General features: G+C 60.6%; 11 protein-coding genes. 3 read left to right on the top strand and 8 right to left on the bottom strand.

Annotated elements, in window-relative coordinates:
• Positions 1–9: 9 nt before the first annotated feature.
• Positions 10–1,095 (bottom strand): hypothetical protein, encoded by a 1,086-nt coding sequence (locus tag C7449_RS03840; protein ID WP_108001479.1) that lies wholly within the window; start codon positions 1,093–1,095, stop codon positions 10–12.
• Between the two features lie 382 nt (positions 1,096–1,477).
• Here C7449_RS03840 and C7449_RS03835 point away from each other — a divergent pair, with 382 nt between their 5' ends.
• The 3 genes from C7449_RS03835 to C7449_RS03825 all read left to right on the top strand — a co-directional run bounded on the left by C7449_RS03835 (position 1,478) and on the right by C7449_RS03825 (position 6,200).
• Positions 1,478–2,833: a nucleotide sugar dehydrogenase gene (locus C7449_RS03835; protein WP_342588230.1), complete on the top strand. Its 1,356-nt coding sequence runs from the start codon at positions 1,478–1,480 to the stop codon at positions 2,831–2,833.
• A complete protein-coding gene (locus tag C7449_RS03830; RefSeq protein ID WP_210204695.1) occupies positions 2,830–3,807 on the top strand; it encodes an NAD-dependent epimerase/dehydratase family protein in 978 nt (325 codons plus the stop codon). Before C7449_RS03835 ends, C7449_RS03830 begins: the two co-directional genes overlap by 4 nt.
• 236 nt (positions 3,808–4,043) lie before the next feature.
• Entirely contained in the window at positions 4,044–6,200 is a 2,157-nt protein-coding gene (locus C7449_RS03825; protein ID WP_108001476.1) for a glycosyltransferase family protein, read from the top strand.
• 76 nt (positions 6,201–6,276) lie between these two features.
• On the opposite strand, the gene glf is transcribed toward C7449_RS03825, so the two are convergent.
• The 7 genes from glf to C7449_RS03790 form a co-directional block, all read right to left on the bottom strand.
• A complete protein-coding gene (gene glf, locus C7449_RS03820; RefSeq protein ID WP_108001475.1) occupies positions 6,277–7,383 on the bottom strand; it encodes a UDP-galactopyranose mutase in 1,107 nt (368 codons plus the stop codon).
• Positions 7,376–8,389 (bottom strand): glycosyltransferase family 2 protein, encoded by a 1,014-nt coding sequence (locus tag C7449_RS03815; protein ID WP_108001474.1) that lies wholly within the window; start codon positions 8,387–8,389, stop codon positions 7,376–7,378. The genes glf and C7449_RS03815 overlap by 8 nt, the downstream gene beginning before the upstream one ends.
• A 579-nt stretch (positions 8,390–8,968) precedes the next feature.
• The gene (locus tag C7449_RS03810) at positions 8,969–9,109 is read right to left on the bottom strand and encodes a DUF1127 domain-containing protein (RefSeq protein ID WP_108001473.1); all 141 of its coding nucleotides are present in this window, start codon (positions 9,107–9,109) and stop codon (positions 8,969–8,971) included.
• Positions 9,110–9,350: 241 nt separating this feature from the next.
• Positions 9,351–10,250, bottom strand: a complete 900-nt coding sequence (locus tag C7449_RS03805) for a carbohydrate ABC transporter permease (protein WP_108001472.1) — start codon at positions 10,248–10,250, stop codon at positions 9,351–9,353.
• Between the two features lie 15 nt (positions 10,251–10,265).
• Positions 10,266–11,198, bottom strand: coding sequence for a carbohydrate ABC transporter permease (locus tag C7449_RS03800; RefSeq protein WP_108001471.1), 933 nt, complete (start codon positions 11,196–11,198; stop codon positions 10,266–10,268).
• Positions 11,199–11,357: 159 nt separating this feature from the next.
• Complete coding sequence (locus C7449_RS03795; protein ID WP_108001470.1) at positions 11,358–12,665, bottom strand: ABC transporter substrate-binding protein; 1,308 nt, start codon at positions 12,663–12,665, stop codon at positions 11,358–11,360.
• 160 nt (positions 12,666–12,825) lie between these two features.
• Positions 12,826–13,893, bottom strand: coding sequence for an ABC transporter ATP-binding protein (locus tag C7449_RS03790; protein ID WP_108001469.1), 1,068 nt, complete (start codon positions 13,891–13,893; stop codon positions 12,826–12,828).
• Positions 13,894–13,919 lie beyond the last annotated feature (26 nt).

Here is a 13,919-nt window from a genome sequence, read left to right as displayed (position 1 = left end):
CTGTTATCTTCACGGCTCATACCGGAAGGTCACAACGCTTGTTTCATGATCCGACGCGTTGACGGACCGTCGCGACCGCAGCAGCCCTCCCCCCACCGCCTCGTCGTGTATCGCATAGTCGACGTATCCCAGGATAAATTTGGCGCGCCCTCCACTTCGCTCCCAGGCCCGCTGCAGCATCAGCTTCTGCAGGTACCACGCCGCGCCATTGTTGGAACCCCGCGAGCCGCCGGCAAGGTAATACGTATGCATGCCGAATTCATAGCCGATGAAGCCGGCCAGCGGATGCTTGCCGTCGGAGGCGATCGCGGCCAGACGGTATTGCGGTGCCGTAAGATGACCGCCGACATAGGCCGCCACGGTACGCACGCGATCAAACTCGATCCCTTTTCGCTCATACATCATCGAACGCAATCGAGCGACTGCCACCACGTGAAGGAGGCAGGCCAGACCCGTTCGAACCGCAACTCTCAGTCCAGCCTGTTCGCCCCGCTTCGCGTTTCGGCGGGTGTTGCTGCTCGTGCTGGCCCAAAACCCGTCCCAGCTTGGCCATCGGCGAAAATCGATGGCCTGCACGGTCAGTGGACGCACGCTCTCAATGGTCACGCCGGACAGAGCCCGGAGATCCGTTTCACGGCTCTTTTCCAAGGTGAGATGCCAGCCGTAGCGATATTGCCCGGAGCCCAGATGAGCAAGAGCCGCGGCCATGCAGTCCGCCCACAGCGGCTCGCACCCGGGCTTCAATGCCAGCGCGTCGAGAAAGGCCCGCTCGCTCTTGGAAACACCGACAGCACATTGTCCGATCTTCTCGCCGGATCGGTAAAACGCAAAAAGTTCGAGGCGTTGCCGAAACCGGGTTTTCAGCGACCAGCCCCGAAGCCAGGCATGAGCGGACTGAAAGGATGCGCCGCACTCTTGGGCAAAGGCGTCCCACTGGTCCGAATGACGGGCGTCAAGTTTGATGGGCACGACTTCGACGCAATTCGCATCATATCGGCGCGCCGCCGGCAGTGCGGGTGAAAGGGGAAGGTTTTGCGATGAACCTCGGGGGCGCCTGCGCCGCTCCTTGAACACGGCTGCGATGCTCGAGAACATAATCTCCACCCCAAGAAAAGGCCTGCACACCAGCTAGAGAGCAGTAACCGTCGTCGTTTCAACTGCGTTGTGAATGCCCCATTGAAACCGCCCGCACTCGTTTAAGGCAGTATCCCATGGGGCGCCTTGCAGAAGAAGTGCAGCGCGTTTACCAAAAAGGGCTAGGTCCGGGACTGCTCTAGCCTTCTGCCTACGCGCGTGCCGGCCCGAGGCTCACGCTCTACGTGACGCGGCCGCGCCGCTTCACACGTCGCACCCGACTTTGGGAGGAGACTGGCCGATGTACGGGGGCAACGTTTCGAACCCCCGGCCGGAGCTACGCCGGATTGGTTAGGCCAACCGCCAACAGGACAAATTACGATGCGGAGCTGCCAGTGCAAGGATGGCGGCACGTCTTTCCGTACTGGCGCGGGGTCTCATGTGGAAAGTTGCTGTCGTCGGATCGGGCTTCATCGGGTCGACCATCGCTTCAGTTCTCGCATCCAAGGGATGTGACGTCGACGCAATCGATGTCAATGAACGCCTTATCTCAGCGTTCCGGCACGGCGAACGGCCGATCAAGGAGCCCGGACTGGGCGAACTGTCGGAACAACAGATGGCCAGCGGACGCCTGCGCTTCAGTTGCGACTTTTCGCGCGTGGCGGAAGCAAGCGTCGTCCTGATCACCGTCGGCACGCCGCTTGCTGAAGACTTCACGCCGGATGTCAGCCATATCCGCGCCGCGACCGAATCCGTGGCGCCCTACCTGCACGACGGGCAGCTGGTGATGGTCAAGAGCACGGTGCCCCCCGGGGTGACGCGCTCGCTGGTGGCCGATCGGCTGCGGCAGTCGGCCGACGTGCTCGTCGCCTTCAGTCCGGAGCGACTTGCCGAGGGCAACGCGCTGCGCGAGCTGCAGAGCCTGCCGATCGTCGTCGGCGGCATCGACGCGGCCAGCAACGCGGCCGCCGAGTCGTTCTGGAGGCAGACGCTCGGCGTGGACGTTATCGTCGTCAGCTCGCCCGAGGCCGCCGAGATGGTCAAGCTGGCGAACAACCTCTGGATCGACCTGAACATCGCCCTGGCGCACGAATTGGCAAAGCTTTGCGATGCGCTCCCCCATGATCTCGACGTTCTCGAGGTGATTGCCGGCGCCAACAGCCTGAAGAAGGGCCAGCACTACGTCAACATCCTCACCCCGTCCAATGGTGTCGGCGGCTATTGCCTGACCAAGGATCCCTGGTTCGTGCACGCGCTCGGGGCGCGCCACGGCGCCGACCTGCTGACGCCGCAGACCTCGCGCGCGGTCAATGCCGGCATGCCGGCCTACTGCGCCTCGCAGATCGCCCAATGGGCCCGGCGCCAGGACCGTGTCCTGTCCGACCTCCGCCTGGCCGTGCTCGGCCTCGCATTCAAGACCAATTCCGGCGACGTGCGCCTCACGCCGGTCATGCCGCTACTGGATGCACTGCATAGCGAAGGTTTCCGAACGGTCGAGATCCACGATCCGATGGTGCGCAAGGAAGACGCGGACGGCTGGGGCGTGGCGCTCAATCCGTCGATGGACGACACCTTGCGGGATGCCGACGGCGTCATTTTCCTGGTCGGGCACGACGACTTCAAGACGTTGTCGCCCCAGCGCATCGCCAGCCTCGCGGCGCCCGGCGCACTTGTTTACGACGGGCGGCGATACTTCAACCGCGACGAGATCGGCGAACTGCAGACTTTGGGATTGGCCTACAAGGGAGTGGGGCGTTGAACAGCGTCATGGTAACCGGCGCCGCCGGAATGATCGGCAGTCACCTCATCGATCGCCTGCTCGCAGACGGCGTCGTGGTCCATGGCCTCGACGTCGTGCCGCTGGAGCGCGCCAACAACCTGCGAGAGGCGCGCAGTCACGCCAATTTCCACTACATCCAGGGCGACATCCGCGACAAGGCGACGATCGAGCGGTTCTTCCGTCCGGAGGCGAGCACGCTGTATCACCTGGCATCGGTGGTCGGTGTTCGCCACTACATGGAGGACCCGCTCAGCCTGATCGACATCGCGATCATCGGCACGCGCAACTTCATCGCGCTCTGCGAAAAGCACGATGTGCGGATTCTCTTCACCAGCACCAGCGAGGTCTACGGCCGCAATCCCGTGGTCCCATGGAAGGAAACCGACGACCGGGTGCTCGGCGCGACCAGCGTCGATCGCTGGAGTTACGCCACCAGCAAGGCTCTGATCGAGCACATGCTGTTTGGCGTCTACCGCAAGAGCGGCATGCCGATGTCGATCGTCCGCTTCTTCAATGTCTACGGGCCGCGGCAAAACCCGATCTATGTGGTCTCGCAATCGATCTACCGCGCCTTGAGGAACGAGGCACCGGAGATCTACGACGGGGGCAGGCAGACCCGTTGCTTCACCTATGTCGGCGATGTCGTCGATGGCGTGATACGCGCTGCGACGAACGCGAACGCCGTGGGCGAGGTCTTCAACCTCGGCAACCCAGCCGAGGTGACGATTGCCGAGGTCGTCGACATGTGCCTCCGGCACAGCGCAAGCAGCTTGACCGCGACCGCAATCGAGACCGGCAAGAAATATGGCGCTGTCTACGAAGACATCGAACGCCGCGTCCCCGATGTGAGCAAGGCCCGCGAGCGGCTCGGGTGGCAGGCGACCACCGAAGTCGAAACCGGCATCGCCCAAACGGTGGCCTGGGCCCGGGCGAATCCCTGGTATCTTGCTTGACAGGATCGAGGCACCGCTTGTCGCCCGACCCCAGCAGTGGCACGCTTCGGAGAACATCCTGATGGGCGCTACTGTCAACGCGTGTGGGGCACCGCCGAATTGCGTCGAATGGACCAGAATAGGGGAAGTGCACCCGACGCTGTCGCATATTGCGCGATGACTGCCGACCTCCTCAATCAGAGCGCAAGTGGCCGCTGCAGCGGCGTCACAATCCCGGAACAAGGAGCGCGCGCATAATGTCCATGCCCGATTTGCAGAGGCCGCTTCCGAGACTCATCTTCTTCAGGTCACTGCGCACCGGCATGCCGGAATTCCTGAAGACGCACGTAATCGAGCAAAGTCGATGCCTTGGTCAGTTTTTTGAGGTGATTGAACTGCCTCCTGCTGGAGACTACGACGAAATCTGCGACCGGATTCAGCCAGACGTTGTACTATTCGAGTCAGGCGTAGATTCAGGTGAGCGGCAGCTCCGCAATGTTTCTGCTCATCCGCAAATCTCGAAGCTCGGCTTCCTTCATGCCGACGCATTCGATTCGGCGAGAGCGACCTTCATCGCCGATATGGCCGAATGGGGGGTCGAAACCTTTTTTACTCACTCAGTCGCTATGGGTGAATATACTCCAGAGATTGCTGACCGCCTCTACACTTGGCCAAACTTCATCGATCCCGCAATTTTCCGCGACTACGGCCTAGAAAAGAACATACCGATCCTGATCACGGGCAGTCAGATCGGGTTCTATCCATGGCGGAATGCGATCTCGCGCACCGTATCTGCACGGTACCCGACGATGATATGCCCACACAACGGCTGGAAAGTGCAGTCCGGAGCGCCGCAGACCCCTTTCGGCGAAAACTATGCTCGACTGCTCAGTGCCGCAAGGTTCGTGCCGACCTGCGGCTCAGTTACCCGGGATCTCGTTCGAAAGCACCTGGAAATCCCGGCAACCGGCGCATGTCTCGTTGCTGAACGTACTGCAGCACTGGAGAATATCGGCTTTCGCGATATGGAGAACTGCGTTTTCGCCACGCCTGAAGACATCGCCGATAAACTCGACGCCCTCTTTGCTGACGAGGAAAAGCGCAACGACATTGCGAAGGCCGGGCACGACCTGGTGCACGCTCGCCACACCATGGCAGAGAGACGCCAGATCAGAGAGTGGTTCGATCTGAGGGGTCAGCTCAAGGCAGGCGAGACGATCGTCCAGGAGAGCCCTACCGGGGGATTTCGGATAGTATCGGGACTCGCTCGTCAAAGCAGCTACCAGGTGGTTGGCAGGGGCCTGGACCGAATGCTGCTCCGGAAGGGCTGGGAGGCGATTGCTGCTTCCACGCTGGATGCTGCAGAAGAGAGCTTCTTGCGGTGCCTGAACTTCGCGTTCATTCCCGAGGCTCTTGTCGGTCTTGCCTATTGCCAGTTGATGCAAGGGCGCACCGAAGATGCCCGGCAAAGCCTGAAGAAATGGCTGGACCTCACGTTTGCGTATCACAAATGCAAGGATCCGGATCCTGTCGCATGGGCCATGTGGATCAGGATTGCCCTGTGTAGCGGAGATGTTGATTCAGCTACAGAAAGGGCATTGCAGTTCCCCCACCTTGTCCACCAGGAACTCGATCGAATCCGCGCCGTCTTGAAACTGGACGTCACACAGCTATCCAGCGGCGGCACCTGGCGGGCATCGATTGCACCCTTGCCAGCTTCCGACGAGCATGAATGGCTACAACAATTGAACCGGATGCTACGAGCCTGCGGCCAGGATGCGCTCGCCGCGGCGGTCCAGGCAGGCGACGATCTGTCAAAGATGGGACCTGCGGCACGTCCTAGCACCCGCATCGCCGCCATCAAGAGGGCCGCGAGGGCAACTTCCAGCATTGTCGTGGACCGCGCCAAAGCCAGATTGCGAGGATTGAAGAAGCGCCTTACCGAGAACGACTGGACCTTGCATGTGGGCAGGGTCACCTCGGGTGAGCCGGCCTTGCGAGGGGTAATCCTGGAGCCTTCGTTGCTGAACCTGGGCCAGCGATCGTTCAGGCAGAGCCTGAGAAATAGTCCCTGGTCCCCGAAACTCATTCAGGTTCGTGCCAAAGAGGTCACCGGCAAGGAGTCTGGTTTTGCATTTCGCCCCGGTGATCTCGTCTACGTCACGGCAAGAGCGGCCCTGCTGATCGACCCGGACCGCCTCGCAGATTTCGCTGGACTTGTGTTCGTCGATGGTTCGAATTCGAGAGGCGGGCAAAAGCTGACGGAGGCGCTGATGGCCAGCGGCGAGTTTGCCCTTGTCCTGCACGATTGCGTCGGCCGGACCGGTTACGCTACGCTCCGTCGATTAACGCGCCAAGTTGCGTGGCAAGAAGGGATGCTTGGCGACAACGTGAAGCACGTTGCAACCTGCTAGCAGCACCTGAAGGCCGAAGCCGCCTGGGCGATCACGGCCGTCTCCTTTTTGCACAACGAGGTTAGAGTTCGCATGGCTATGAACCGGTCTCAACAGTGTTGCAGATGCGCCGAAAAGTACTGAGCGCCTGCCCCACGACTTGATCCATGTTATAGTATCTGTAAGTGGCAAGACGACCCACAAACCACACGTCAGGCGTGTTCATTGCCAGACATTCGTATTTCTTGAACCGCTCCTGATTCTCTGCATTCGGAACAGGGTAGTATGGATCACCTACGTCCGATGGATATTCATACGAAAGCGTCGTCTTAGGATGACTTTGCCCGGTAAGATGCTTGTACTCCGTAACGCGCGTGTAGTCCTTTGTCTGAGGATAATTTACGACAGCGACCGGCTGGTGCCAAGGAACGTCGCGGGTTACATGCTCAAACTGGAGCGATCTATACGGTAGCCGTCCGAAGCAGAATTCAAAGTACTCGTCGATCGGACCAGTGTAGATTACACGCCTGTGGGGTATCCTGTCCTTAACGTCACGATAGTCGGTCTGCGTCATTACATGAATGTTGCTGCTGCGCAGCATATTTTCAAAGAGCCGGTGGTAGCCATGACGCGGCATGAACTGGTATTCATCCGAAAAATATAGGTCATTGCGATCGGTGCGGACGGGCACCCTGGCCGTCACCGACTTGTCGAGTTTCGAAGGATCCAGCCCCCACTGCTTGCGCGTATATCCCTGGAAAAATTTCTCGTAGAGCTCTCGCCCAACCACCGACACAACCACATCCTCGGACGTGCAGATCGAGTCCACCTTCTCCGCGCGCGCGCTAAACCAGTCAGCCAGTTGTTCCGAGTTGAGGTCAAGGCCATAAAGCTGGTTCACCGTATCGAGATTGATCGGAATCGGAACAAGCATTCCGTCCACTTCGGCAAGAACCCTATGCGAGTAAGGCCGCCATTTGGTGAACGAAGACAGATAGTCGAAAATCTGCTTTGAATTGGTATGGAAGATGTGCGGCCCGTATTGATGAATGAGTATTCCGTCATCGTTATAATAGTCATGCGCGTTGCCACCGACATGAGGTCGACGGTCGACTAGGAGAACTCGTTCGTTTCGCTGGGACGCCAAACGCTCTGCAAGAACGCTTCCGGCAAATCCGGCTCCGACAATCAGCCAATCATACATCTGTTTCCGCGCCTTCGGGGTGAGGAGAAATAGATTTGATGGTCGAACTATTTCGCAACTGACAGCGGACTGCCGGATACCGAATCTTCGCCCGATAGCGGAAGGTGAAACCGGACAGTCCCGCAAACAGAATCTGCGCCCGAAGCGACAGGGGCACCTTGTTGGCGGACATATGGGAGACTTGCGCGGCAATAAAGCGAGCGGCCCTCAGCATGCCCAAGGGGCTGGAGGCCAGATAGGCTACCTCGTTGCGGATACCGTAGCGGTACTTCCAGACGTTCTCCGTGCTCACATCACTAAAGTGCACACCTCTATTGTGAGGCATGTCATGGACGACAAGGCTGTCAAGAATTGCAAATCCTGCATATCTCTCCGCAATGCGCCTCGAAAATTCGACGTCGTCAAACCATATGAAGAATTCACGGACCGGGTAGCCGACCGCGTCGATTACGCGCGCATTTACAAGCATTGAAACGAAAGAACACTGATCGACGCCGACATAGGGATTCTCCGGAACGTAGTATCGGCTCCAGTCACCTGTCGGGTTTGGGATATTCATTTCGCAGACTTCGCCGTTTCTCCATCTGACGTTGGAGCATACAAAACCGGGTTCCGTAAGCTCGGCCGGCGTGGCCGAAGCAGCGGTTAACTTTTCGGTCAAGACCTCAAAAGCGTGCACGAGTTTCTCAAGTGCATCAGGGTCTGGGATGCAGTCGTCGTCCATCAGCCATATAAGATCAGCGCCGCGTTCGTAGGCTTCCTGGACGCCACTGGCAAATCCCCCCGCACCGCCTTCGTTCCTTTCCATGCTGACGACGCGGATTGGGTAAGTCGCTCCCCGTTGCGCCAACTCTCGCAGATATATTGGAGTTTCATCCGTGCTTTTGTTATCGACGAATATGACTTCGCGGATCGGAAAACTCTGCTTGAGCACCGCCTGAACAGTTTTCTTCAAAGAGTGGATACGGTTGTACGTCACGATGACAGCGATTACTGATCGTTCCATGTCAACTCGCTCTCAAATGGCTGGCATGCGGCGCACGGACATTGCCATGGGCGGCCATGCACTCGACTGAATTCATTCGCCCCCCATGAACGCGAAAATATACAAATGCAGTTCCGGCTGGTTCGGAGAGTTGTTGCGAGACAGTTCTGATGAAGTCTCCTTGTGTCGGTCGCGAGCCGCATCGGAGGGCAGCCTCAATCGCCGCTATGAAGGCCTAAGCCTATGTTGTTTCTAACCGAAACCGACCAGAATCCCAGTTGGACAAATGTATGGCTGCTAAACCAATTGATGGATGCTCGGCCTGCGTGACTTGAGCAAGGGATCGCAGCTCCGATATCGCGCTGCTCGTGCTGGCTCTGCGCGGATTACCTGACAGGCCCTGCCGGCGGCATGCAGCAGCCTCAGTCTCCACACCACAGGCGCGGAGAGCTCGGGACAGATTGTGAGGTGCGAAGGCGGCAGTCGCACTGCCTCCGGAGTCCGTGACCCAAACGCAAAGCCCGCCTTGCGGCGGGCTGACGGACATGGATCTGGACGCGTGATATTTAGGCTTGATGGCCCGGGGACGAGCCGGCCGCCTCAACGGCCGCCGTGGACGACGGTGCGAATCTGCGCGCGCGAAATGCCGATATCGGCGAGCGAATGGTCATCGAGCATGTTGAGCTCGCGAATAGCCCGACGACGCGCTCTGATGTCCTGAATTTTCTTGCGGATGCTCATCTCTTCTCTCCATTTGTGCGGTACTCATCATATGGTTTCGCATCTGCACAATTTGAAGGCACACGCCTGCAGGCGAGGCATGCGTTATTGATGGAGCTGGAGTGTTCGCTGCCGGAGCAACACGATGCGGGCGGCCGCGCGGCCGGTTCCGTTAGCGCAGCGACGCTGTCCTGCGGCAGCGTTACACCATCGCTGCCGGCTTGGTTTTGTGCGCAGTCCGGCTGACCCGTCCCTTTGATTGCTATTCCTTCACCGCGCCAGTCATTGACGAGACGTAGTAGTCGACGAAGAAGGAGTAGAGGATCACCACGGGCAGCGAGCCGAACAGCGCGCCCGCCATCAGCGACCCCCATTCGAACACGTCGCCCCTGACGAGTTCGGTCAGCACGCCCACCGGCACGGTCTTGTTTTCCGAGGACTGTATGAAGGTGAGCGCGTAGATGAACTCGTTCCAGGACAGCGTGAAGGCGAAGATGCCGGCCGAGATGAGGCCGGGAACGGCAAGCGGCAAGATGATCCGGACAAGGATCTGCCAGCGCGTCGCACCATCGACCAGCGCGCTTTCCTCGAGCTCGAAGGGGATCGAGCGGAAATAGCCCATCAGCAGCCAGGTGCAGAACGGGATCAGGAAGGTCGGGTAGGTGAAGATCAGCGCCAGCCGGCTATCGTAGATGCCGAGCTTGAAGACGATGAAGGCGAGCGGAATGAACAGGATCGACGGCGGCACCAGATAGGCGAGAAAGATCATCAGTCCGACCGGCCGGGCGCCGGTGAAGCGGACGCGTTCGATCGCATAGGCACCGAAGACGGAGGCGGCGAGCGACAGGAAGGTCGAGCAGACCGCGACCAGCATCGTGTTCCACAGCCAGCCCGGGTAGGAGGTCTCGAACAGCAGGTACTTGATGTGATCGAGCGTCGGCTCGACCACCCAGAAGGGGCTGTAGTTGTTGTAGTCCGTCAGTTGCGCGTTCGGCTTCACCGCCGTGATCGCCATCCAGTAGAATGGAAACAGCAGCACGAAGACGAACACGGCCATCGGCAGGTAGAGCGTCACGATTCGCCGTGGCAGGCGGTTCAGGTAGCTCATGCCCTCGGCATTATCGGTGAGAGCGTCGGATTTGGCGTTTGCGGTCGAGGTCATCGTCGTCTCCGAAAGTCAATCCTGGCCGCCCTGCTGCCATTTGCGGCGCTGCAAACCGAAGAAGCTAAACATGATGGCGCCGAGCAGGAAGGGGATCATCGCAACCGCGATCGCAGCCCCCTCGCCGAGCTGGCCGCCCGGAATGCCGCGCTGGAAGGAGAGCGTCGCCATCAGGTGTGTGGCGTTCACCGGCCCGCCCTTGGTGAGCACGTAGATGAGCTGAAAATCGGTAAAGGTGAACAGCACCGAGAAGGTCATGACCACAGCGATAATCGGCGTCAGCATCGGCAATGTCACATAACGAAAGCGCTGCCAGCTCGTCGCTCCGTCAAGCGAGGCAGCCTCCTGCAGCGAGGCGGGAATGGTCTGCAGGCCGGCGAGCAGCGAGATTGCCACGAAGGGAATACCGCGCCAGACATTGGCGGCGATCACCGAGATGCGCGCGTTGGTCGGGTCGCCGAGGAAGTTGATTGGCCCGTCGATCAGCCCGAGTTTCATCAGCGACCAGGAGAGGATCGAGAACTGGCTGTCGTAGATCCACCAGAAAGCCAGCGCCGAAAGCACCGTCGGCACCACCCAGGGAAGCAGCACGATCGCCCGGAAGAACGACTTGCACGGCAGGTTCTCGTTCAAGAGCAGCGCCAGCCAGAGCCCGAGCGCGAACTTCAGCACCGAGGCGACCGAGGTGTAGAGCAGCGTGTTGAACACCGACAGCCAGAACACGTGGTCGCGGGCGAGAAACGCGTAGTTCTCGAACCCGATGAAGATGCCGTCGCGGCCGATCCGGGTGTCGGTAAAGCCGAGCCAGATGCCGAGGCCGAGCGGGTAGGTCAGGAAGCAGACGAGGAAGACCGCCGCCGGCAGCATGAAGAGGAAGCCGAGCACGTTGTTGTTCTGCAGCCAGGACGTGCTCGTAGCGGTCATCTGGGTGGTGGGCACGGTCGTCATCGAACTTCTCCCGGGGCATCTTCCTTGGATGGCAGCGCCTGTGCGCGTGCCGGACGGCCTGCTACTGCTGCAAGAACTCTCGTTTTCGCAGCAGGGGTGGAAGGCGCGGTGGCATGACCGCGCCTTCCCGGTTGTCGGCCTGTGGGCCGCCCTTCTGGGTCAGACGCGGTAGTAGCGGTTGGCGCGGCGCTCGGCCTCGGCCATCGCATCTTCCGGCGACATCTGACCGGTCACGGCCGCGGCGAACATGTCGACGAGCACGTAATCCGCCATCACGCCGGCCGAGGCATAGCCGAGCGGGCCGGCATAGCCGTTCGGGCGCAGCATTTCGGACGCCTTGGCGTAAGGCGCGTGGATCGGATCGGCGGTCCAGACCGGGTTGTCGGCGAACGCCTTCAGCGGCTGGCAGCAATAGCCGCTGGAGCCGGAGATCCAGGCGTTCATCTGGTCGGCTTCCATCATGAACTTGATGTAGGCCTTGGCGGCTTCCGGATATTTCGTGTGATTGAACAGAAGCAGCGAGCTCGTCTGGCAGAGTTCGACGCTCTGTCCAACCGGGCCGATCGGGAAGTTGGTGGTACGGATGTCGGCTGCGATCTCCGCCAGTGCCGGGTCCTTCTTCGCGGCGTAATAGACAGAGACGCCGTTTGCGATCAGCGACACCTGGCCGGCCAGGAAGGCGCGGTTGTTGTTGATGTCCTGCCAGCTTTCCGTTCCGGGGATGAAGGTTTCGTAAAGCGCCTTGGCGTAGTTGATCGCCTTCAGCGTTTCCGGGCTGTTGATGGTGACGACGCCGCTTTCGTCGACCATCTTGCCGCCGTGGCTCCACAGGAGCCAGTGGGCATAGTTGTTGCCGTCACCGACGGCCTTGCCGTGCGGGAAGCCCGCGGGCGTGCCCTTGGCCTTCATCGCCTTGCAGAGTTCCAGGAAGCCGTCGGTGTCCTTCGGGAACTCGCTGAAGCCGGCCGCCTTCATGTGGCTGTCGCGGTAGACGACGGCGTTGCCGATCGCCGTCAGCGGCATGGCGATGAACTTGTCGCCGCGTGCGGCATAGCCCCTCATGCCGTCATACCAGCCGCCGTACTTGCCGCCGAGATAGTTGGCGAGCTCCGTCAGGTCGACGAGCTTGTCGGGATACTGGTGGGCATCGTCGAACCAGCACATCACCAGGTCCGGGCCGGAGCCGACATTGGCGGCAACGGCGGCCTTGGGGCGAATATCCTCCCAGCTCTCCTTGTCGACGCGCACCTGCACGCCGGTTGCTTCCGTGAACTTCGCCGTGTTGGCGAGCCAGGCGTCCTCATCGCCCTTCACGAAGGGGGTCCAGCGCAGAAGCCGGAGGCTCGCGCCCGGTTCCGGCGTGTAGGTCGGTTCGGCGGCTTGCGCAAAACCCGGACGGATGCCGAGGCCGGCAACGCCTGCCGCAGCGGCGGAAGCTGCAAGAAAATCACGTCTCTTGATTGTCATAATGCTCCTCCTTGAAATACGGGAATGTGCGTTCCGCGCAACCGCCGTCCCGTGTGGCGGATGCTGCGGCATCGGCTCCCGGCATCGCCGGAAACGGCCCGCCCGATCGAACCGCTGCGACGGGCTCCTCTTCCCGCGCATTGGACGTCTCGGGTGGTATTCAGTCGAACAGCCTTCGGCCTGTCTCGACGTCGAAGAGATGCACGTGACCGGCGTCGATGCTGAGACGCACCACCTCGCCCGGTCGGACGTTGACGCGCTCGCGGAAGATGCAGGTGACGTCGGTTCCGCCGAGGCGAACAATCATCTGGGTCTCGTAGCCGGTCGGCTCGATGATCACGACCTCGGCCGGCAGTCCGTCGTCGGCGAGCGTCATGTATTCGGGACGAAGGCCGTAAACGAGATCGCGGCCGCGGGCAGCCGCCGGCGGGCTTGCGACCGGCAGCGCGGTGCCGTCATTGGCCAGGAAGCGGCCCGGAGCGTCCGGATCCAGCCGGCCGTGGATCATGTTCATCGCCGGCGAGCCGATGAAGCCCGCGACAAAGAGGTTGGCGGGGCGGTCGTAGAGTTCCAGGGGCGCGCCGATCTGCTCGACAATGCCGTCGTGCATGACAACGATCTTGTCAGCCATCGTCATCGCCTCGATCTGGTCGTGAGTGACGTAGACGGTGGTCGTCTTCAGCCGCTGGTGCAGTTCCTTGATCTCGGAGCGCATGGCGACGCGCAGCTTGGCATCGAGGTTCGAGAGCGGCTCGTCGAACAGGAAGACCTGCGGATCGCGCACGATCGCCCGGCCCATCGCGACGCGCTGGCGCTGGCCGCCGGAAAGCTGACGCGGATAGCGGTCGAGCAGCTTGGAAAGGCCGAGGATGCCGGCCGCCGCGTTGACGCGCTTGTCGATCTCGGCCTTGGCCGCTCCGCCCAGCATCAGCGAGAACGCCATGTTGTCGGCAACGGTCATGTGCGGATAGAGCGCGTAGTTCTGGAACACCATGGCGATATCGCGCTCTTTCGGCGGCAGCGCGTTGACGACGCGCCCGCCGATGCGGATCTCGCCTGCGGTGATGTTTTCCAAACCAGCCAGCATCCGCAACAGAGTCGACTTCCCGCAGCCGGACGGTCCGACGAGGATGACGAACTCGCCATCCTCGATCCCGATGTCGACGCCCTTGATCACCGGAAAGGCCCCGAACGACTTTCTCACATCGACAAAGTCGACACCTGCCATATGCGTTCCTCCCAGAACCTTTTCAT

Origin of the sequence: Mycoplana dimorpha (assembly GCF_003046475.1) — a bacterium.
In the GTDB taxonomy this organism is placed as follows: Bacteria; Pseudomonadota; Alphaproteobacteria; order Rhizobiales; family Rhizobiaceae; genus Mycoplana; species Mycoplana dimorpha.
Note: the sequence above shows the minus strand (reverse complement) of the source record. Positions and strands in the feature narration are given on the sequence as shown.